The following is a 21,664-nucleotide window of genomic DNA, read 5'->3' as shown; positions in this document are numbered from 1 at the left end:
AATATTTCATATTTCATCAAATGTCTCAAGAGCGGGAACAAGAATTTCGTCCAGTCAATCAGGTTCTGGGAAGCCAACCGTCATTAGGGCCAATTCCTGCCGATCAAATTCTTCCTTGGACGGTAATTGCCCTAGCCTCTTACTTTATTATCAATGGAATTTTTGGTGGAATTTTCCAAGAAGAGTTTCAAAAATGGTTGTGGACAATACTAATGACTGGTTGGGGAATAGGAACTTGGTGGATCTTAACGGGTGGTAGGAGTTGGAGTTTTTTAAGTAAATTTATTGGCGTTCCCGCTTGGACAAGAGGCTTTGCTCGTTATCAAAGCTTATTGGAAGTTAACCATGAAGCAAAAAATCGGAAAACAAAGCGTCGGCGTCGCCGGAAATGAAAGTAGATTAACACCATTTGAAGATGCCTTACACTTGGCGACAATGCTACGTGTAGCATTGAATGGGCGTGATATTGGTGCTTACCTTTTGACAAAAGGCAATCAAAGAGATCGGTTTTGCTTTGTTTTTGGTTTTGACTGTAAGGGAATTCATACCACTTTAAGACCCGAACAAATCGATACGCTTTTTAATAACATTGAAGCCGGATTAAAAGATATCCCTAGCGGTGAAAGAATGACACTGCATTTGGGATCTTTTAGTTCTGATAAAGAACGTCAAAAAGAATTAGTATCGCTAATAAGAAATGCGCCATCACGAGATATTAAATATTTGTTGATGGCAGAGAGAGCCAGAATCAAAGAATTGACTATTTCTGGTATTCGTAAGCCTAAATTTTTGCGTATTTATGTAACTTACACCGTTGAATCCAACTCGGCAAATGCAGATGATTGGATAGAGAAACTTTTAGTCAAAGCTGAATCTTGGTGGTTGAAATTTAAAGGTGAACTATCAGAAGTAGAAAACCAGCGCATTGAAACCCTGATAACAAATGCTTATAAACAGGGTTTTCTGCGCTGGGAACAAATTTTGTCTAACCAAATGGGATTGGATGTCAAGCCTTTGAGAGCAGATGAACTCTGGGAGGGCATCTGGAAAAGGTTTAATGATACGCAGCCAATAGAGATTCCCCAGTTGATGACTTTAGATGAAGAAGGACTGCACGAACAAGTTAATTCAGATTTAGCTAGTACTAAATTGTTGATAGACAATATCCACGGCACAACTTTGCTGATGGAGTCTAGCGTACCTTGTGCCGATCGCCGTTGGGTTAATGTTAACAATCGTTATATCGGCGTACTATCATTTCTCGAAAAACCCGGAGGTTGGCCAAATAAATCTACTCAACTGCGATATTTATGGGAACTATTGGCCAGAGAAAGAGTAGTAGATACAGAGATTTTTTGTGAGTTGACTGCGGCAAATCCAGCATTGGTGAAAACTACTTTGCAACGAGTGCTGAAGCAGTCAAACATGACAACAATAATGGCTCAAGAAAAAAGTAAAACTATTGATGTCAACGCTCAATTAAAGCTGAAGAAATCGGTAGCAGCACAAGAACAATTATTTGAAGGTGCAGTCCCCATCTATACGAGTATCGCTATTTTGGTACATCGTCCAACTGTAGAAAAATTAGATGAGGCGACAAGATATATTGAAAACTGTTTTCAACGTCCAGCAAGAGTAATTAGAGAAGTTGAGTATGCGTGGAAAACCTGGCTGCAAACTCTACCAATAGTTTGGGAAGGTTTGTTAGCAACACCCTTTAACCGTCGCCAGCTATATTTAACAAGTGAAGTTCCCGGATTAATGCCTTTAGTTTTAACTAAACGGGGTGATAAAGAAGGCTTTGAGTTGATTGCCGAAGAAGGCGGAACACCCGTACATTTAGATTTGTTTAATCAACACAAAAATTTAGCTTTGTTTGCTACAACTCGTGCTGGTAAATCGGTTTTGGTATCAGGGATTCTAACTCAGGCTTTGGCGCATGGTATTCCTGTTGTGGCGTTAGATTTCCCTAAACCTGATGGGACATCTACCTTTACTGACTACACTGAGTTTATGGGGGTCAATGGAGCGTATTTTGATATCTCCAAACAATCGAATAACTTATTTGAACAGCCAGACTTACGATCGCTAGATCCAGAACAACAGCGCGATCGCTTTAATGATTATACTGCCTTCCTAGAATCAGCTTTAATGACAATGGTTTTAGGATCATCCACTGAAAGTCAAATTTTATCGCAAACCGTGCGATCGCTGCTCAACTTAGCATTAGAAGCTTTCTTTGCTGATGAGGGCATACAAGAGCGATATCGACAGGCGATGGTGGGAGGATTTGGCACTCTTGCTTGGCAGAAAACCCCTACCTTAAAAGATTTTCTGTATTTCTGTTCATCAGAACACTTGCAGCTAAGTAGTTTAACTGGGAGAGTAGAAGATGCTCTCAGTCAAATTCAGCTGCGCTTACGGTTTTGGCTTTCTAGCCGGGTGGGACAAGCCATTTCTGCACCATCTAGTTTTCCTACCGATGCACAACTTTTAGTTTTTGCTCTGAGAAACTTATCAGATAGTGAAGATGCAGCCGTACTATCTCTGAGTGCCTATTCAGCAGCATTACGACGCGCATTAAGTAGTCCGGCCTCGATATTCTTCATTGATGAAGCACCAATTCTATTTGAATTTGAGCAGATTTCTGACTTAGTTGGGAGAGTTTGTGCGAACGGTGCTAAGGCCGGTATCAGAGTCATCTTATCAGGACAAGATCCTGATACTATTGCCAAATCTAAAGCTGCATCTAAGATTTTGCAAAACTTGACAACACGATTGATTGGACGCATTCAGCCAGTTGCAGTCGATAGTTTTGCAGATATCTTAAAGTATCCCCGCCACATTATTTCTCGTAATGCTTCAGAAAGCTTTTTTCCCCGGAAAGAAGGCGTTTATAGCCAATGGCTGTTAGATGATAACGGTATTTATACATTCTGTCGTTATTATCCAGGTTATGAACAATTGGCAGCAGTTGCTAATAACCCCTCTGAACAAACTGCACGGAGTAAAATGATGCAAGTTCATAGCGATAAATATGAAGCAATTTCTGCATTTGCACGTCAGTTAGTGGCTACACTACGTAGTAGTTAATCTGGTTGTGTAAGCAGTTAATAGCGATTCAAAAAGTTATCAATCATAGTTAAAAAGCTAAATTACCTTTTTCAGGCACAAATGTATGCGAAAAACTACCATTTTTACTTTTACGTTGCTATCCCTGGCAATCTTACCAGCAATGGCACAAGTTAACACGGAATTAGGCCAGGTTTGGAATGATATTAAATTGTATTCCGCAGAAATGGAAAAATACTTTCAAAATAATCTGAGCGATAACTTAAAGCCTTTAGAAGCACAGAGTCGAAGTGCTCTTGAGAGTTCCAAAGGAGAGAGAGAATTGAAGATACCTAACCCCGTAACTGCGGGAAAAAACATTCGTGATAATTTGATTATCAACTCTTATAGTTCAGACCCTAGAGCAAGCCGCTTTGAAAATAATGTAGCAGTACGGGGAAATTCAGCTAGTAACGAAATCAATCGTTTTATTACTCGTGGAGCAGCAGAAGCTTTTCTTGGTAAAGATGGACAAAATCGGACACAAGAAAAGTTAGAAAATACTGAAAATAAATTAGAAGAAATTACCACTTCTGCCGAACAGGCTGAGGGAGCGAAAAGCTCATATATTCAAAATATTCAGACTGCTCTTTCTAGTCCTACTATTGGAACTAATAGTCCAGTTGTCCAGGGTATTTTGAATTTAGCACAATTAATAGGTGTTACTCAATTACAAACTATTAGAATTCAAGAGGCACAATCACAATTTATAGGTGAAACATTTGCTCAAACAATACAAACAAATCAGTCTTTACAATATTCTAATTTAAACTTAGCAAATATTTCTCAACAGGCAGAAGAGGCGAATCGCGCTCGGAGAGTAGACACATCTACAGAAGCTGCGCGACTTTTACGAGCTACTTCTCAACTAGATTTGTTTGGTAGAGAAGTTGATAAGTAGGATTTTTAGAAGAAAAAACTCTAATTTTCTATATAATTTTTAAAATCCTTAAACTTTTTACAAACCAACAACAAATCTCAAAAACAGTTTGTAGTGGTGCGTTATCGACAGCCTAAAAACGCACGCAAGTACGTCGGATAGGGTGCTAGGTTCCTAATGCACCCTAGAAAATCTAAAAAACAGCCTATCAACTCAAAATGCAACTTGCTATTCAATTAATTTTTGCTCAACTAGGTTCCCAAGCAGGCATTGATGAGGTTCTCGATAATGGTGCCGCGACTTCCCAAAGTATTGCTGAAGGATGGGACAATCAATGGCTGAATTTATTACAGAATACTACCAGTAATAGCTTGTATGGAGCGCTGACAACTCTGGGTATTTTTTTTGCAGTAGGAACCCTGTTATTTTTTATGATACAATTCCTCAAAGACTTAATATCCTACGAATATAGTCGTCCAATATCAGCTTTAATCTGGCCTTTTGTGGTGGTCATCCTCTTAAGTAATACGGGGAATGGAAATATCCTTTCTAGCCTGACACTGGGAGTGCGTAACTTTATAAACACTGTCAATCAGCAAGTATTAGTAACAGCAGATGCGGATAAAATGTATCAGCAAGCATTGAGTATGAGTGTTGCTGAAGAAGTAGCTGGTTCTTTTCTGCGTCCTTGCCAATCCCTAACTGGTGAACAACAAAGGCTATGCTTTACCGACGCTGCCGAAAAAGTCAATATTCTCTTGCAGAGATATAGAAATACATATAGGAATCAAAACTGGATAATTAGGCTACAAACTAAGGTTGATAATATCAGGTATGACAAAGGCTTTGTATCAGAAACCTCATTTAATTCTTTATTAGGTTCTACAGTCCAAACAAGCATCAAAAACTTTTTAATTTCCTTACAATATGCCTTCCAGAATCTGATAGAAGCAACTATGTTGCTGATAGCAGCTTTAGGTCCAATAGCCGTAGGTGCGTCTTTACTGCCTGTAGCTGGTAAACCAATTTTTGCATGGCTGACCGGATTTTTATCTATTGGAATTGCCAAGATTTCATTCAATATTATTGCTGTGGTGACTGCCGCAGTTATTGTAAATGGGCCAGGTCAAGATGTTAGGGTTGATCCAGACTTAATGTGGTTCATAATTTTTCTAGGAATTTTAGCACCAATTTTGTCGTTAGCTGTGGCTGCTGCTGGAGGTTTTGCAGTATTCAGTGCTATTAGCAATACAGCTTCTTTAGTAAAAGAGAGGATATAAAAAATTCAAAATTAAAAATGAATAAAATTGTTGAAAGTATTCTAACTGCTGAATTATATGCAAATCATAATTAATGTAGAATAACTGAAGTTTGTTGCAAAAGAGGTGATAAAATGGTGCGTTTACTGGAAAAAAGACAAACAATAGCAAGTGTTTTGACACTTTTTGCGATCGCAACCTTCAGTTTACATCTATTAGTTTTATTTTTATTCTTATTACAAGGGCTAAATATTCGCCAACTCAGTGTCAGAAAAGCTCCCAACTTTGTGCAATTAATAGACGGTAAAGCAGTAGTTAATATTGATGATTTAGCAAGAGAACCAGAAGCAATTCGCCAATTCATCAGCAAAACGATGATATCAATGTTTAGCTGGTCTGGAAACTTACCACCACAAAGAATTGAAGAAGTTGCAAACCCCAAACCGGATTTAGGAATTGTGATTCCAACACCTCAAGGGGGTAGCCAAAAAGTTAGTACCAGCAGTTGGATAGCTAGTTTTGCCTTATCCGAGGATTTTCGCAAAGGTTTCTTGAGGACAGTTGCAGAAATGACACCACCAGAAGTTTTCTCTGAAGATCCAAAGCTTGCTATGACATCAGAATTAGTTATTAAGCGGGTTTATCCACCAAAACAAATTGCACCAGGTAAGTGGCAAGTAGGTATAGTAGCCGACTTAATTCAACAAAATCAAGTTGGTGGAGCAAAAGTCATCACTCCTTTTAATAAAGATTTACTTGTACGTGCAGCAGATTATTTCGGTAATCCCCAAGCAGGTAATAGCACAGACCTGCAAAAAGCAATTTATAGTGTCCGCGCTGATAAACTAGAAATTTATGAAATTCGTAACTTATGTTTGTTAGATGGTTACAACAACCTTAATCAAGATAAATTAACGCAATGCGGGGCTGGACAAACATCTGATAGCTTTATCAGATAAAGGGTTTCTCGTTTACTGTCTAAATAGTTCAATTTATATAATCAATTATTAATGCAATTACTCAAACCAGAAAATAGGAAAAACAACCCATTGCCACTGTTGGCAGTAGGAACATTTGGTTTACATGTATTTACCTTGCTTTTACTAATATTTAACGGGTCTATGTTACAAGAGTTAGGTCAGCAACTTACACCTCAAACTTTAGTGCAACTTGTTGATGGTCGCACTATAACTGTAGACCCCCAACCAAATTTAGAGCGACAGCCAGAGGCTATTCGGCGTTTTGTGGGTGAAACTATGAGTTTAATGCTTACTTGGTCACAGCAACAGCCGCCAACACAAGTTTGGGAAATTACCTCCCAACTGGTAGCTGATGATTTTAAACAAAAATTTAAGTCAGAAGTTACCAATTTAAATCCAGATAGCCAATTTGAAAATGTTAATCGAGGAGCAGAGAATGTATTAGTAATCCAAAAAATTTCTCAACCTAGAGAAATAGGTAATGGAAAGTGGGAAGTGGAGATGCTTGCGAATCAATTAGTTTTTAGCGGTTATGATAGATTGGGAAAATCAACTTCCTTTAATAAAAAAATTTTAGTTAGAGCAATAGATGAACCAGCAAGTTCGCTACCCAATGCTCCACTACCTTTGCACCTTGCAGCTTACCGCCTTGGTGAAGCCAGACTAGAAATTTATAATGTATGTGAAATCCAAGATAAAAATTGTTCTGGGAATCCAAACCAAGCTTTACCATGACTAGATACTCAACTCCTGCGGAAACTCCTCCCCAAAATGAATTTACTTTAACCAACGACGATCACCAACAACAATCTGTAGAATCTTTCGATTGGGAATCGCGGATGTCAAGGTTGGTGGGTTTTGAAGAAGAATCTTCTACCGATACCCAAGAATCAGAAGGCTCTGCAACGCCGCAAGAGTCGTTGTCTCAACCACAAGAAGTTCAGACTAAGCAACCCCTCTCATCTAATCCCTTTGCAAAGTTAGGCTTGGTAGGGGTTGCTACCTTAGCGATCGTTTTGGTCGGTGGTCTGTTTTTGTCCCAGTTGATGAACCCCGGCACCGAAAAGCCAAAAATTGTTACTCCACAAGTGCCTGAGCAACCAACTAATGAGTCTAGCTCTCAACAGCTAGAAGGCGAAGTAGATACTCTCAAAACGAAATTAGCCCTGACTGAACAAGCGCAGATGGTGAAAGCTGCTCAAGAACAGCTCAGAACGGCAAAATCAACGCAGACAGCAGCCTTACAAGAACCGTCAGTTTCTTCTAGAGGGAGACAGAGAGTGATACCAACACCCCCACCACCAGTTAATGTACCTCGGACAGTGACAGTTGAGCGCATCGTTAGAGTACCTGCATCTCAACCTTTGCCATCACCTCAGCTACCAGTTGTGAAGCCAAACACTCAACCTCAACCTGTAGTTAATATAACTCCACCATCTCCACCAAACCCATTTGAAGAATGGAGAAGGTTAGCAAAGTTAGGTAGCTACGGTCAAATTAATGCTACCAATCAACCTAATAATGTCGCAGCTGCTCCTGAACCTGCAAACAATCCGCAGCCGCAAGAAGAGACACCACAACCCGAAACTCCTGCTCCTGCGGTGAGCCAAGCGCAACCCGTGGGACAAAAATCCTTAGCAGTAGGGACTAGTGCTAAAGCTGTCTTAGCAACAGCGATATTTGGGGAAACTACTACTAGATCAGGCGGTGGTGATGAAACAGGCGATGCGAAAAATGTATTTGTGATCCGATTAAAAGAAGCACTCAAATCTAAGGACGGTGCGATCGCTTTCCCTGCAAACAGCGAATTCCTAGCTGAAATTACTTCCATTAACGAACAAGGTCTTTTGCAGATGAACGTAACTAAAGTTATCTCGCAAAATGATGGCAACCCTACCGAACAAAGCTTACCCAACAATGCAATTATTGTTCGTGGTACCCAAGGTAAACCTTTAATGGCAGGTAAATTTCCCGGTCAAAGTTCGTCCATAGCATCAATGGATCTAGGATTATTCGTTTTGGGTGGTCTTGGTAAAGCAGCAGAGTTAATAAATCGCCCTGATACCAGACTCGTGCCATATTCTATAACATCAACATCTTCCAACCCTACCGAAGACAACCCGAACAATACCACCACCAACACCTCCACTGGCCTTATTAGTGAGACTGAGAACAGACGCAACATTGCAGCTGGGATTGTAGAAGGTGGTTTCAACTCTGTAGTACCCCAAATTGCACAACGTAATCAACAGGCGATCGCTCAAATGTCACAACCAACTAATGTTTGGTTTATGCGAGCTGGCACAACTGTTGAATTATACGTTAATCAAACAATCTAATTTTAGGAGATAGAATTTATACCAATTTTAGTTTTTAGATTAGGTAATGGTAATTGGTAATTAGTTTTCTTTCCCTCTTTCGGATGCCTCCTTATTATCTCTACCAATCTCCTCGATTTGCAACCATGAAAAAGAATACTAAATTATCAGGAAATACCCCAAAGAATTCTTATTTCCTACCTATAGCTTCCTTAATTTTCTCGGTTGCTATGTTATTGTTGGTAGGTCGCGCTGGTGCTAATAACGCTGTTTTGCGTTCCATATTTTCTTGCCAAGCACAGGGTTTAGGTGGAGCAATACCTACGATCGACATTTGGTATCAGCAAGGAACAAACTTAAGCTTTATTCCGGCTGGAGAAGTAATTAAAAAAGTTTGGTTAAACGATCCATCACAAGTAACTATAGACTTTGATGGCCCAGTATGTATGCAGTTTGGTCAAGATTCTAATAGTAATGCAGGAGATTGTACAAACTCCTCAGCGAATGTAATTCAACTCAGACGAATTCAAAAACTGGATATTCCTGGGCTTCCTCCCACTAGCAATACACTTTTAACAGTTGTTACCGAAGGGCAAGGTAGAAATAAGCTGTATACTTTTCGAGTGATATATAAAACAGATAACCCTGAATATCACACTTTAGCAGTTTTTGCCGATCCTTCTGGTCAGGAAGGAGCTTGTGCTACAGTTTCACAATAAACTTTTAGCAAAAAGTACCCAACAGTTTCCTTCTACGGCGTTGCAAAACAATGGGATGAATTGGGGCAAGCTCTTGAGGCAGGTGAGGCAGAGAGAGCGAGGGAATTTCGGAAGCTGCTAAATCATCCCGCTTTCTCTGCAACGCCCCTTCTACAAAAAGCGCTGATGCCCACGCATATCTGCATTGTGGCGTTTTAAAAGCCTTGCTCAAATTCTTTACTTAAACAAAAGTGTTAGAAAGCATCTAAGTCTTTAGGCAGTTTTCTTTCTTTATAAAGCACAGTTAAAATCAGCTTTAGGCAGTGCTGTAGTTCAATTAATTGAAAAACCCCATAACTCAACTGATTTAACTGATTCATGCATTATCAGCCTATTTGAGCCTATATGTTTATAAATCTTTAAATGAAAACTAACTAAAAATTCTAAATTCGTGTAAATATAAAGAAAAGCTTAAGAGGTTACAGACTCATGGTCACTACCAAAATGATGCAACAGCTTTGGGCTGTAATCGAGTCTACCCAGGTCAACACCCTGCTGCATTTTGACGATGCGGCTTTAGTACAATTGCTCCTCCAGCAGCTAAAAGCGAAGCAGGCTATTGATCCTCAGGCAGATAGCACCCTAAATACTTACATAAAATCTAAACTGCCCCTTATTCGTGATACAGCTGAAGGACGATTATCCTTCGGGCAAGGCAGCAATCAATAAGTACGAGAAATCAAATGATTGCTCGCCAAGCATACGCTCAGAGTTCAAACAGTGGAATATTATGAATAACTGGCTAGTAATTGCCCTAGTAGCTTATCTAATTGGAGCAGCGATTGAAGGGGTGAGTACAGCCAGTCAGCTATCTCATTCAGTGCCAGAATTAGCTAAAAGCACACAAGTTCACCCTTCAGAGTCTGCTACTGAGTCTAATTCAACTTGGCGAGTTGTGGCCGCGATCGCCTCAGTAAGTATATGTGGAGCTTTTTGGTGGCCTTGCCGCCTTTTCCACCGTTTAATTAAAGGCAAGGTTAATTCCTAAGCTTAATCCTCATCTGTAGAATAAAACTGTTGGGCATAAAAACGGGCATAGCGTCCTTCCTGAGCCAGGAGGGAAGTGTGAGTACCAGCTTCAACCAAATGTCCTTGTTCTAGTACGAGAATGCAGTCAGCCCTACGAACGCTGCTCAAGCGATGGGCAATAACAAACACGGTACGGTTTTGCATCACTCGCTCGATCGCTTCTTGAACTAATGCTTCTGACTCCGAATCTAAGGCAGAAGTAGCTTCATCCAGAATGAGAATTCGAGGATCGTTGACGATCGCTCTGGCGATCGCTAATCTTTGGCGTTGTCCTCCCGATAGGTTAACTCCACGTTCGCCTACCCAGGTATGATAACCCTGGGAAAACTGGGTGATAAAGGAGTGAGCGTTGGCAATCTTTGCTGCTGACTCAATCGCTGCTAAATCTAATTTTTCCTGACCGTAACCGATATTTTGGGCGATCGTTCCCGAAAAAAGGGTAACATCTTGGGGAACAATGCCAATTTGACGGCGCAGGCTAGTGAGTGTAACGTCGCGGATATCAATATTATCAACCAGAACTTGACCCCTCTGAGGGTCATAAAAGCGAAGTAAAAGGTTAATTAATGTCGATTTGCCCGCACCAGAAGAACCAACTAAAGCAATGACATCACCAGGAGAAGCGTGCAGGCAAAGATCCTTGAGTACTGGCTGGTCGGGATTGTAGGCGAAATCGACATGACGATATTCTACCTTGCCCATAACTCTTGGCATTTCCTTTGCATTGGATTTTTCGCTGAGGCTAGGCTGCTTCGCCATCAGTTCAAAGATGCGTTCGACGGAAGCTTCGGTCTGTTTGTACTCGTTGTAATTGCTAATCATCATGTCGATTGGCTGAATCAGTAAAGCCACAGCAGCTAAGAAACTGATAAACCCTTGAGATGTCAGCTGATTCTGAGAAATCTGCCATCCTCCCAATAAAAATAGCAGCATAATACTAACTGCTTCCAAAAACCCAACAACAGGAAACTGAATGGATTTGAGTTGTTGAGTGCGATACTGAGCCTGACGATTGTGTTCTGCTTCCTGATTGAATCGCTTCACTTCATACTCTTGTGCTGCAAAAGCCTGAACCACACGAATACCACCAAATACTTCAGTTAGCAGCGCTGACAAATTGGAAACCTGATTTTGACTCTGGCGAGATAGCACGAGTAATCGTTGACCAAATGCTCCGATCAACCAAGCCATCAAGGGAGCCAAAATCAAACCTGTAAGCGTGAGCGGCCAATTCAGGTAGAGCATGTAAAGCGGAATCACAATTAGCTGCAAGAGATTGGAAAGAAACTGATGGGATAACTTGTCAACAATCTCCCCTACCCGGTCGATATCTTCAGTTAGGCGATAAGTGAGGTCTCCCGTCTGTGTGGTTTCAAAGTAATCCAATCCGAGTTTGTGCAGGTGAGCGTAAACTTGCTTACGCAAGTTTAAAACCATTTCCAGAGCAGCAGCTATCATAAAGACATTCTGCCCGTATTGACAAAACCCTCGAACCAAAAATACTAAAGTGGCTAGTCCGAGCCAGTAGGCAATCTGGGTAACATTTCCCTGACCAAGAAACAAAGCGACCTTACCTGCTAAATAGGGTATTGCTAGGGTGAGCAACACAAACCCTAAAATACAAGCCAACCCCCGAACTAACCGCGGCCATTGGGGCCAGAGATAAGGCAACAGTTGCCAGTAGCTAGAGCGGACTTTCATAGTTCAATTCTGTATGCTTATATTGTGTTAGCGCTGCAAAGTATCCCTTCCATGATTTGTCCAACAATCTCAAAACTTGTTGTGCAAGCTTGGCAGATAAACTTTTGTACTCTTGAAATTTGGCAGTAGCAGTAATTTCTACTAAGTTTCTCCTAAATAGGTTAGCAGAACGCGGGCAATTCTCTCAGATGCACCGGGCGAGCCAAATCGCTCACGGCCATTTACTTTGCACTTAGCGAGGTAGTCTGAATCTTGTAAAGTCTCGACTACTCGTCGAGCTGCTTGCTTAAGAGTTTCAGGGGTTGCTGGCTTGGTGCCGATGGTTTGGACATTTGTGCCTAACAGCCGTGTTTGCGCTTCTGCAAATTGATAGGTAAATTGAGGGCCCTCTCCGGGAATCTGGATAATAGGTTTCCCGATCGCTACAGCTAGCTCCACTGCTAAACCTGCCATACCAATGACAAGAGTAGAGGAACATAGAATGTCGCTGAAAGCATCTGAATAACATCTCACTTCCACAATCGGTGATTCATCAGGAGAATTTCCTGGAGGAGAATAAGTAAGTATGCCTTCAGTCAGCTGCCAACCTTGACTTTTGGCGATGTCGTCTAGTTGCTTCATCAAATCCGGTATCAAGGCTGCACGAAACTGTAATCTTGACTCAGGCATCACCTTGGCGATTTCTACCACTAGTTGCAACTGCAAACAAAAATTTCGCGCAGCTTCAGGCATCCGTGATCCTGGTAGGAGAGCGATCGCTCTCTCGTCCGGTTTTAGGTGCAAGTCTTTGCCAGTAGGGACAAGCCAATCTAAAGCCGGAATACCAGCCAACTGAGCTTTAGTTAAACCTTGTCGTTGGAGATCAGAAGCCGTATAGGATTCTTTAGTGAAAACTGCCAGACATCTGGAAGAATTAAGGTCGTGCCACAGAAGCGGATTGAGCTTTAACCGCCCTTCGTAGAGGGCAGAAAGACAAGAGATAAAGGAGACGAAGGGGCGCTTTGTTAAGTAAGCAAATGTCTGGGAGACAAAATCTCCAGTAGCCATAATCAAATCGCAGTCGGGAGCATACTGCAACACTGCTTGTAACTGTCGCCACGTTAACCCAACCAATCCCGATTGAAAATCTTTAAGCAAATAGAGGCGCTTCATATAAAAGAATCCTCCAGAGGGCATCGTTTGTGTCGGGCCAATAATGGGAATGTTCAAGCTGCGGTAAGCTTTTCCTTCCCCCACAATTGGCATTGCTGCCATCTCCAGAGAAGGACACAATTGGCGCAGAGTCTGAATAACATAAGAGGTATGGTTGTCCTCTCCGTGGCCGTTACTGATAAATAAGATTCGCTTAGAGGGCATCTTGGGATTTGGATAGGTCTAAAATACTTGGTAATTGGAGACTGGATTTAAAGCTACCGTGAGCCGTTGATTGACCTTTTTCAACCCGCAAAAAATAGGCTACTTTCTTATAGCACTATGCGTCGTGCCTTATTACAAGATTATGAAGATTATTCCGTGTGTCTGAGCAAATTCTTTAATATACAACCAAATACTAGAGAAACTGTTGGGTTAGATGGCAAAGTCCTTAAAGGTTGATATCAGATTGAATCTTATTGCTTAGTCTAAACTCCAGAAGAGATACCAAACTCACCCAACGGCCTGCTCAGGGCATCGTTTGGGGCGAAGTATGTAGCAAAAACTCTTTATCAATTTGCAGTTGGTCAATTATGTAGTTTGTTCTGGTGTGGCTACATTTTGCCCAATCTTTGGCTCAGTACCAGCAAGCAGCCGTTCAATATTAGTGCGATGGCGCAAAATCACATATAATCCACCGGCAATCCCAAACAGAATATATGGTAAAGGTTGATGCAAAAGTACCATGAAAATGGAAACAGCGATCGCACCTGCAATTGAACTCAAAGAGACAATCCGCGATATTGCCATGACAACAGCAAACACACCAGCTGTTGCTAAACCTACCTGCCAACTCATTGCCAACAAAATCCCCAAGCTGATAGCAACAGATTTACCACCAGTAAAGCCTAAAAAAATCGATTTACTATGTCCCAGGATGGCAGCTAAACCAGCTAAAGTTACTAACCAAGGTTGCCACATTTGTGCATCTACCGTTGGAGGGATATAATTTTGAGTTTGGTTAAAATTGAATAACCAATAAACTAGAGCAATCGCTAATACTCCCTTTAAAGAATCAAGTACTAAAACGAATGCTCCTGGACCTTTTCCCAAAGTTCTTAGTACATTAGTTGCTCCAGTAGAACCCGAACCAACTTCCCGAATATCAATACCTTTTAACTGCTTCACAGCAATGTAGCCAGTGGGAAAAGAACCCAACAGGTAAGCTATGACCACAATTGCTCCGCACAGAGTTAACCAAATAGCCATATATTCAAGATTCAAAATTTAAAAAAGTCAAGAGTAATACCTCTTGACCAATGACTAATGACCAATGACTTATTTAAAAGTCATCATCATAGTTTCTCATGATTTTGGGGTCAGGGGCAAAGGCTAACCACAGGGGAAATTGTAGCAGTGACAAACTGATTTGCTCCTCTGAATCGTCAATGATAATTAAGGGCAGTTGATTGGCTTTCGTCAATCGGTCTGCTTTCTGAGCTAGAGCATCAGATGCCTCAAATAGTACCACACCCCGGTCTGGGCCGAAGTCTGGGCGACCGATTCCCAGACAGTCTTGCAAGCCGCGCCGCCATTCACCCAATCGCTCAGGTGTATTAGCTAAGACTAAAGTACGGACGCGATCGCCATACAGCTTGTGTAATATCGAAATTGCAGCTGAGGCAATCAAAATATTTTGTAAGCGGCTACCCATTGTCCGCAAACCACCCCGTCCCCCTTGGGTAAAAAACCAGTTAGAGATTCGTTCTGCGTGAATTGGTTCAAAGGTACGGCGTAGTTGCCAGGGTGGCCCGTAGTAATCTGGTTTATTGCGGTATTGGTCAATTAGGCGGCGAATTTGCTTAGTAGTATCTTGAAACTGCTGTTGGGCAAATTGCGGTATTCCAGGTTGGGTTTCAACTGGTTTAGCCTCTTTTTCTTTTACAGATGGTTTTTCTCGTTCTACCACACTTGGCGTCAGTTGCAACTGTTCAGCCGCAACGGCTAAATCCTGTAAGCTACCTGTGAGATAGTCTTTAAAACCCTGCACCCGAATTGCCAAGTCTTGGGATGTTCCAGCAAAAGTGGTTCGCATCTCGTTGCGAATACGTTCTTGACGGCGTTCTAGTTGTTCTACAGAAATTTGCAGGGTTTGTTTGCGTTGTTCTAACTGCACTAGCGATTCTTGCACCAGTCGCCCCAGTGAGGTTTGAGTTTCACTCACTTGTGCCTGAAGGGTTTTGTAAGAAGCTTGCAGCTTGGCTATTTCTTCCTTGAGCGATGCTTCAGCGCTCTGCAACTCTGCCATTCGCTGCTCTGCTTCTGTATATAAAGAATGGTTTTCTGAACCCAGTGCGGTATTATTTTCCGGTTGCGACTGCGCTACAAACTCGCCATTTGAATTTTCTGCTAGCTCTAGTGTAGAATTTACCACTTCTGCATTGGAAATGAGTGGCTCAAAAGTTGTGTAATCCTCTGATGAGCTAATGGCTCCTGTTTCTCCCACTGACTCAACAGATGGATTGACTGGATGTTCAACTGCATTGTTCTGTTCTTGTTTTTCTGCCAACCGCTCATCAATTGGTTCTGGGGTTTGAGATGCCTCTGGGTTCATAAACAATAGTGTAATTCCTATGACGCGAATAAATAGCTTTCAGAAATATTACAATTGACCTGCCATAAAAGTCCTGAGTTATGAGTGCTGAGTTATAAGTCTAGAGCGAAACGACTCAGCACAGATGAAACTCAGAACTAAATACGCGGACAACGTTGTTCTAAGCAACTTTTCAAGGTATTGGGATCAAATAAAATCGGCAAAAAGTGAATACTTTTAATTTCCTTAAAGTAAAACAGGATGGGGACTCCATTCCAGAAGATCCGCCAGTTTTGCCATTCCTGGTAGGGAAAACGCCGAATCAATTTTTCGCCTCTGTAAATATCTAAATCGGTGGCGGTAAATTGCAAACGCAGCGTTAAGGCTTGAAACATGAGAAACAAACCAAACAGTGTAAAAACGGAGCCTACTAACGGTTGTACCAGCAGTAGTGGAATAGCGGCAATCACCAACACTATAGGTATATTGTAACTAGGCTTGAGTTCCACAGTTGATGTGGAGTTAGGAGCAAATGAACTGGTCACAGTCTTAAATCCTGCTTTATTTACTAGGCATCTCTCCTATTTTAGGAGTCAGGAGTCAGGAGTCAAAAGTCAGGAGTTAGAAGTTAAGAGTTAGGAGTGAAGAGTTTTAACTGATAACTTATAACTCCTAATTCCTCACTTTTACATCCCTAGAAATGCACTGCCAGTCCCCTGAAACATTAACCAAGAAAGAAAAAAGTTGAAAACAAATATAATTAGCAAGGCAGTCACAACAGCAGTTGTGGTTGACTGTCCTACACCTTTAGCTCCTCCTGTTGTCGTCAACCCCCAACTGCAACCAATTACGGCAATTAAAATGCCAAAGCAACACGCCTTAATCATGGCGCTAACAATATCCCACATACCAAGAAAGTTACGGGCTGAGTCTAGGAATACCGTATCAGACAGGTTGTAGATATTTGTCGCAATTATTAATCCCCCAAACATCCCTGTTACCAAAGACAGGAGGGTTAAAATTGGTAGCATTAAACAGCAAGCAAGAACGCGGGGGATAACCAGGTAATCGATTGGATCTGTTCTCAACATCAACATGGCATCGATTTGTTCTGTGACTCGCATGGTACCGATTTCGGCTGCAAAGGCAGAACCGACTCGCCCAGCCAAAATCACTGCTGTCAGCACGGGAGATAATTCTCGTGTCAACGCAACAGAAAGCACTCCGCCGATAATGTTTCCTGCGCCAAAGTTGATAAATTCCCGCGCCACCTGAATGGTAAACACTGCACCAACAAAAATAGCTGTCAATAGGGCAATAAATAGGGAATCTGGCCCAACTGCTGCCATTTGTTGCAAGGTGTTGCGCCGATGGATTTTGCCCCTCAATAGGTGAACTAGTACTTGCCCACCCAGAAAAATCGCCGCCAGCAGCCGCTGACTCCATTCTCCTAAACTGGATTTGGATGTAGTCTGGTTCAATGTTCTGTAGCTAACTCGGTAACTGCCTTAAGAATAGCGGAAGTCAACCCCTTCGGGGAATTCAAAATTCAAAATTCAAAATTACAATTCCCATAAATTTAGTTGCTCTGCTCTGTATCCTTTTCTTTGATCATTCGGATAGGGATTGGGGATTGAAAAGACGGCAGAGGGGAAACCTCTCTCCCTTGCTCCACTTTTCTACTAGAGGCTGCGCCCGAAGCGTAGCTATGCCGCAGGTTTTACGGCTACACTCAGTTACCACTTACTCCCTTGCTCCTTCCCCAGTCTCCAATCCCCAATGGGGCTAAATATTAACTTAGATTAAAGATACTCTCAGAAAATGAAGCTGTTATTGAACGTGCTGCCAACCAATAAATAAGTGTTACTATTGGCTATAACCTTTATTTTACAAGGGTTTTGTAGATTTAAATTCTTTTTTATAACCCCAGCATATGCTGTAACGGGTAGCCGTTTATTTTAATGAAAACTTAAGATTTTTGACAGATTGGTTGTTCAAGAGCGATCGCACGTATTGTAGAAAATGACGAACTGCTATCTAGCTCTTGTCATCTCTACTCACGGAGTTTGTCTTAAATGACTATTTTCACTAACTTTCTCCGCTCTTTACTACTCACGATCATTTTTAGCTTTGTTGCTCCCATATTCTTAGTTGGCGGTGGACTGCTACTTTTACCCCTCATCGGTTACTTCCCAGGTTTACAAGAGTTAACTGAAGCGATCGCTACTCAGATTATGCATTTTCTCGCCACCTTTGGCAGTGGGACTCCCCTCCGTGGATTATTTGTGATTAGTTTTACCTGTAGTTTCGTCGGGGCACTGTTCGATATGTACGCTTATTATCGGTGTCAAATTTTACGAATTGATTCCTAAACACTAGAAATAGCTTTGTCAGGCGCTAATGGGTTTTACAACATAGGGAAACACAATATCCCATAAGTCAAAATACTACTGGTCTTAAGCTAAGTAGAGATTAGGGTTGCTGAATGAATTTTATTAATTAAATTGATTGCCAAACTTATTAATTAAATATTTATTAGTTATTAGTTATTAGTTATTGATTACTGGCAACTAGTACAGGTACGCGGCTGTAGTAAATCAATCCTCAAAAAGTTAAGAATTTGATAATAGCAGGGGTTGTAGGATTTTGAGTCCTGTAAAACAACTAAAATAGTGTGTGCTAAATCATCATGCTGGACGCTAAACTAGAGTTTGGCATTTTGAGCTAGCTGTAATTTTTAAGGACTTGATTAGTATTCATTGAGAATATCAAATAAAACCCACTACAAAATATAAAAATTTCCTTAAAATTCTGATGCTCAGAATATCTGCTTATGTTTCTTAACAGAGCAAAGCAGGTCGTCTAACCTCTGGGCATCTTATATTAAGTTTATTACAAGGTATGTTGACAGCTCATGATTTGGCCGTTTAAGCCCAAGTTTAGAAAACAAATTGCGCGGATTGAAATTACTGGTGCGATCGCCGGTGCTACTCGCAAACGCGTCCTAGAAGCCCTGAAAACTGTAGAAGAAAAAAAGTTCCCGGCATTATTGCTCCGGATCGATAGCCCTGGCGGTACAGTCGGAGATTCCCAAGAAATCTACAGCGCCCTGAAGCGTCTGCGCGAAAAAATTAAAATCGTCGCTAGCTTTGGCAATATCTCGGCTTCTGGAGGAGTCTACATCGGCATGGGAGCCGAACACATCGTAGCCAACCCAGGTACGATTACGGGTAGTATTGGTGTGATTTTGCGTGGGAATAACTTGGAACGCTTGCTAGAAAAAATCGGTGTTTCCTTCCAGGTAATTAAGTCTGGCCCTTACAAAGACATATTGTCTTTTGATCGGCAACTGACTCAACCAGAAGAAAATATCTTGCAAGAGTTGATTGACACAAGTTATCAGCAGTTTGTCCAAACGGTAGCTGATGGTCGTTCTTTAACAGTAGAAGCTGTGAAAAGTTTCGCCGATGGCCGGATTTTTACTGGACAGCAAGCCCTTGAGTTGGGTGTTGTAGATCGCCTCGGCACAGAAGAAGATGCCCGTCGCTGGACAGCAGAATTGGTCGGACTTGATCCAGAAAAAACTCTCTGCTATACCCTAGAAGAACGTAAACCTTTATTGAGTCGCCTTTTACCAGGGAGTCGTCAGTTTTCATCAGGAATTCGATCTGGAATTGATTGGCTCGAATTTGAAGTGTCTACTAGTGGTTTACCGTTGTGGTTATATCGACCTTAATATGAGTTAAAAGTGAGGAGTTAGAAGTTAAAACTCTCAATTTCTCACTTTTAACTCCTAATTCTTAACTTTTTTCTTTTAAGGAGGATTTTGGCGTGGAGTGGCAAATGCGAGCTATTCGCGGAGCAACAACCGTTTCAGAAAATACCGTTGAGGCAATGCGAGAGGTAGTGACAGAACTACTAGATGAACTAGAAAACCGGAATCAATTCCAGCCGACGGACATGATTAGTGTGACTTTCTCAGTAACACGCGACTTGGATGCTATTTTCCCAGCTGCGATCGCTAGATCGCGTCCTGGTTGGGATAATGTAGCAATGTTGGATGTGCAGCAAATGCACGTCGAAGGCAGCTTACAGCGCTGTATTCGATTCTTAATCCACGCTTATCTGCCAGCTTCCGCCTCAATTCATCATATTTATTTACGCAATGCTGCTAGCTTGCGTCCCGACTGGAGTTTGCCCCAGTCTTTACAAACATCACAGCCAGTAGTGAAGTCAAAAGTGTAAATTATTTAATAAAATTCGTGTAAAAAACTACAAAATTAGCTAATGTTGTTAATTTGTGAAGGTAGTTTGCAATGAATCATGAAAAACAACTCACTGCAATGCTTGTTCCGTTCTACTTAGGGGAGCAAAGAGATTCAGAAGGTCGCATGATTCAAGATATTTGGGCTTGGAATTTTGAAGAATTAGAGTGTGTCCACGATTACATTCAGTGGTTGTTTCCTTTGCCTGAGCGAAGTGCATTCAATCGTGATGCACCTATCGTTGATGAGGACGTAATTCAAGCATTTCGCAGCAATTCACACCTACGTCAAAATTTGTTGCGCTCCTTCACTGTCATGCTTCAGTTTTATGGATTGCAACGTCACGAGAGTAATGACGGAAAAATTGTTATCACCCATTCAGAAGACTATCCGAATCGTAAACGTGAATGGGTCTGTATATCTGACCACAATTATCTTCGCATCACTCGTATATTAAAATGCTTAATGACATTTGGATTGGAGAATGAAGCCCAAGCATTTTATGAATGCTTGCGGCAAATCTACCAGGAGAATAGTGATCGCATTGGAAGTAAAACATTTCAGTATTGGACAATTGCAGTCAAACCCAATGCGACAATGTAACAATAGTGATACTATTCAGCGATCGCACTCAGTTGACTATGAAGGCTAGCCTTGTTCATGATGTAATTTTGTCAAGCAGCGATGTCTATGACGGCCTACGCCTATGGCATGGGAAAATCTTCACTGAGCGCGAGGCTGTTGGGTAAGAGCAATCTACATGCTTTTTAGTTTTTGGCTTTAACTGAATTGTATTAACAAATATTTAGGTTATTTCTACAGCCAAAACTGGCGATCGCCCTCTAGCATACTGTTTGGATAAATCCCCCTTAATCGCAGTTTTGCCATCTTATGCGCTCCATATACTGGCATTGGTAAGCGAGGCATTTTTAATGCTCCATAATGCAGCAAGGTGAGTTTTAAAGTAGTTTCAACCTCATCAGCGTTACGATCGCTCTGGGGCAAAAACGCCAAAACTATTTCAGGTTTAATTTCCATTAATTCATTAACTACTTCCTCAACTTTTGCTCTTGCCTGTGTATCACTTAAGTTTTTTAGCGATACTGAGTTGCTAACAAATAGGCTTTCAAATTTATAGCTTTTTAACCGTTCTTTAAGTTTTTGTATAAAGTTATCAAGCCCCACCTCACAAAGATTCAGAACAGTAATCCGAATTGGTCTGGATCAGAATTTTTGACCTACTCGTGAATCTGATAAAGACCAAAGATTATAACTTGCAGATGGTAGCCAAGCTTTTTTCATAGGTTTCAATTTCCTATGATGGAAACTGATGTTTGGCGTACCTGCACAAAATCTCGAACCATAAACAGAATCTCTCTGTATTTAGTTAACAAGAGACTATACACCATCTTATGGTTAGTGATCAAAGCTAAAGCTTTTAAGAAAAAAACTATATGCTATATCTGTAAATTAACTTTTTGCCAATAATTTTTTATGTAATTGCATCACTTCTAGGACTTACGCATTGACAGAATAACAAAATAATGAATTCATAAATAAGGGTCGTCTACTTTCCAGGTATCGGACAATTAGAAAAATTACTAAACCATCGACAGGACAATGCAATCTAGACCTCTAC

Annotated in this window: 21 protein-coding genes; 14 read left to right on the top strand and 7 right to left on the bottom strand. The window is 41.2% G+C overall.

Annotation, left to right across the window (positions count from 1 at the left end; all coding sequences use genetic code 11):
- Positions 1–20: 20 nt before the first annotated feature.
- The 10 genes from H6G96_RS26620 (at position 21) to H6G96_RS26575 (ending at position 10,294) form a co-directional block, all read left to right on the top strand.
- The gene (locus H6G96_RS26620) at positions 21–392 is read left to right on the top strand and encodes a hypothetical protein (RefSeq protein ID WP_190729596.1); all 372 of its coding nucleotides are present in this window, start codon (positions 21–23) and stop codon (positions 390–392) included.
- Positions 346–3,093: a hypothetical protein gene (locus H6G96_RS26615; RefSeq protein ID WP_190915122.1), complete on the top strand. Its 2,748-nt coding sequence runs from the start codon at positions 346–348 to the stop codon at positions 3,091–3,093. Before H6G96_RS26620 ends, H6G96_RS26615 begins: the two co-directional genes overlap by 47 nt.
- 85 nt (positions 3,094–3,178) lie before the next feature.
- On the top strand, positions 3,179–4,012 hold the full coding sequence (locus H6G96_RS26610) for a hypothetical protein (protein ID WP_190915120.1): 834 nt from the start codon (positions 3,179–3,181) through the stop codon (positions 4,010–4,012).
- A gap of 197 nt (positions 4,013–4,209) precedes the next feature.
- On the top strand, positions 4,210–5,271 hold the full coding sequence (locus H6G96_RS26605) for a hypothetical protein (RefSeq protein ID WP_190915118.1): 1,062 nt from the start codon (positions 4,210–4,212) through the stop codon (positions 5,269–5,271).
- A gap of 113 nt (positions 5,272–5,384) precedes the next feature.
- Entirely contained in the window at positions 5,385–6,209 is an 825-nt protein-coding gene (locus tag H6G96_RS26600; protein ID WP_190915116.1) for a hypothetical protein, read from the top strand.
- 51 nt (positions 6,210–6,260) lie between these two features.
- A complete protein-coding gene (locus H6G96_RS26595) occupies positions 6,261–6,965 on the top strand; it encodes a hypothetical protein (protein ID WP_190915114.1) in 705 nt (234 codons plus the stop codon).
- A complete protein-coding gene (locus H6G96_RS26590) occupies positions 6,962–8,569 on the top strand; it encodes a TrbI/VirB10 family protein (protein WP_190915112.1) in 1,608 nt (535 codons plus the stop codon). Before H6G96_RS26595 ends, H6G96_RS26590 begins: the two co-directional genes overlap by 4 nt.
- 125 nt (positions 8,570–8,694) lie before the next feature.
- The gene (locus H6G96_RS26585) at positions 8,695–9,267 is read left to right on the top strand and encodes a hypothetical protein (protein ID WP_190729603.1); all 573 of its coding nucleotides are present in this window, start codon (positions 8,695–8,697) and stop codon (positions 9,265–9,267) included.
- A 468-nt stretch (positions 9,268–9,735) separates the two neighbouring features.
- The gene (locus tag H6G96_RS26580) at positions 9,736–9,975 is read left to right on the top strand and encodes a hypothetical protein (protein ID WP_190915110.1); all 240 of its coding nucleotides are present in this window, start codon (positions 9,736–9,738) and stop codon (positions 9,973–9,975) included.
- A 61-nt stretch (positions 9,976–10,036) separates the two neighbouring features.
- Positions 10,037–10,294 carry a hypothetical protein gene (locus H6G96_RS26575; RefSeq protein WP_190915108.1) on the top strand — a complete coding sequence of 86 codons (258 nt, stop codon included), beginning with the start codon at positions 10,037–10,039 and terminating at the stop codon, positions 10,292–10,294.
- Positions 10,295–10,296: 2 nt separating this feature from the next.
- Here the strand turns inward: H6G96_RS26575 and H6G96_RS26570 are convergent, their stop codons facing one another.
- The 6 genes from H6G96_RS26570 to H6G96_RS26545 all read right to left on the bottom strand — a co-directional run bounded on the left by H6G96_RS26570 (position 10,297) and on the right by H6G96_RS26545 (position 17,241).
- A complete protein-coding gene (locus tag H6G96_RS26570) occupies positions 10,297–12,036 on the bottom strand; it encodes an ABC transporter ATP-binding protein (RefSeq protein WP_190915106.1) in 1,740 nt (579 codons plus the stop codon).
- A 141-nt stretch (positions 12,037–12,177) separates the two neighbouring features.
- Positions 12,178–13,392, bottom strand: a complete 1,215-nt coding sequence (locus H6G96_RS26565) for a lipid-A-disaccharide synthase-related protein (protein WP_190915104.1) — start codon at positions 13,390–13,392, stop codon at positions 12,178–12,180.
- Between the two features lie 366 nt (positions 13,393–13,758).
- Positions 13,759–14,436 (bottom strand): glycerol-3-phosphate 1-O-acyltransferase PlsY, encoded by a 678-nt coding sequence (gene plsY, locus H6G96_RS26560; RefSeq protein ID WP_190915102.1) that lies wholly within the window; start codon positions 14,434–14,436, stop codon positions 13,759–13,761.
- 73 nt (positions 14,437–14,509) lie between these two features.
- A complete protein-coding gene (locus H6G96_RS26555) occupies positions 14,510–15,781 on the bottom strand; it encodes a DUF3086 domain-containing protein (RefSeq protein ID WP_190915100.1) in 1,272 nt (423 codons plus the stop codon).
- A 137-nt stretch (positions 15,782–15,918) separates the two neighbouring features.
- A complete protein-coding gene (locus tag H6G96_RS26550; protein WP_190915098.1) occupies positions 15,919–16,305 on the bottom strand; it encodes a DUF3119 family protein in 387 nt (128 codons plus the stop codon).
- Positions 16,306–16,446: 141 nt separating this feature from the next.
- Complete coding sequence (locus H6G96_RS26545) at positions 16,447–17,241, bottom strand: MlaE family lipid ABC transporter permease subunit (RefSeq protein ID WP_190915096.1); 795 nt, start codon at positions 17,239–17,241, stop codon at positions 16,447–16,449.
- A 594-nt stretch (positions 17,242–17,835) separates the two neighbouring features.
- Between H6G96_RS26545 and H6G96_RS26540 the strand changes: the two genes are divergently transcribed.
- The 4 genes from H6G96_RS26540 to H6G96_RS26525 all read left to right on the top strand — a co-directional run bounded on the left by H6G96_RS26540 (position 17,836) and on the right by H6G96_RS26525 (position 20,628).
- A complete protein-coding gene (locus tag H6G96_RS26540; RefSeq protein ID WP_190915094.1) occupies positions 17,836–18,132 on the top strand; it encodes a hypothetical protein in 297 nt (98 codons plus the stop codon).
- 542 nt (positions 18,133–18,674) lie between these two features.
- Complete coding sequence (gene sppA / locus H6G96_RS26535; RefSeq protein WP_190729613.1) at positions 18,675–19,496, top strand: signal peptide peptidase SppA; 822 nt, start codon at positions 18,675–18,677, stop codon at positions 19,494–19,496.
- 95 nt (positions 19,497–19,591) lie between these two features.
- A complete protein-coding gene (gene aroH / locus H6G96_RS26530; protein ID WP_190915092.1) occupies positions 19,592–20,005 on the top strand; it encodes a chorismate mutase in 414 nt (137 codons plus the stop codon).
- A 71-nt stretch (positions 20,006–20,076) separates the two neighbouring features.
- On the top strand, positions 20,077–20,628 hold the full coding sequence (locus tag H6G96_RS26525; protein WP_190915089.1) for an opioid growth factor receptor-related protein: 552 nt from the start codon (positions 20,077–20,079) through the stop codon (positions 20,626–20,628).
- Between the two features lie 213 nt (positions 20,629–20,841).
- Here the strand turns inward: H6G96_RS26525 and H6G96_RS26520 are convergent, their stop codons facing one another.
- The gene (locus tag H6G96_RS26520; protein WP_190915237.1) at positions 20,842–21,063 is read right to left on the bottom strand and encodes a hypothetical protein; all 222 of its coding nucleotides are present in this window, start codon (positions 21,061–21,063) and stop codon (positions 20,842–20,844) included.
- Between the last annotated feature and the right edge of the window lie 601 nt (positions 21,064–21,664).

Origin of the sequence: Nostoc sp. FACHB-892 (assembly GCF_014698795.1) — a bacterium.
GTDB lineage: Bacteria > Cyanobacteriota > Cyanobacteriia > Cyanobacteriales > Nostocaceae > Nostoc.
The sequence above is the reverse complement of the archived record's forward strand: the minus strand, read 5'-3'. Positions and strand labels throughout refer to the sequence as shown.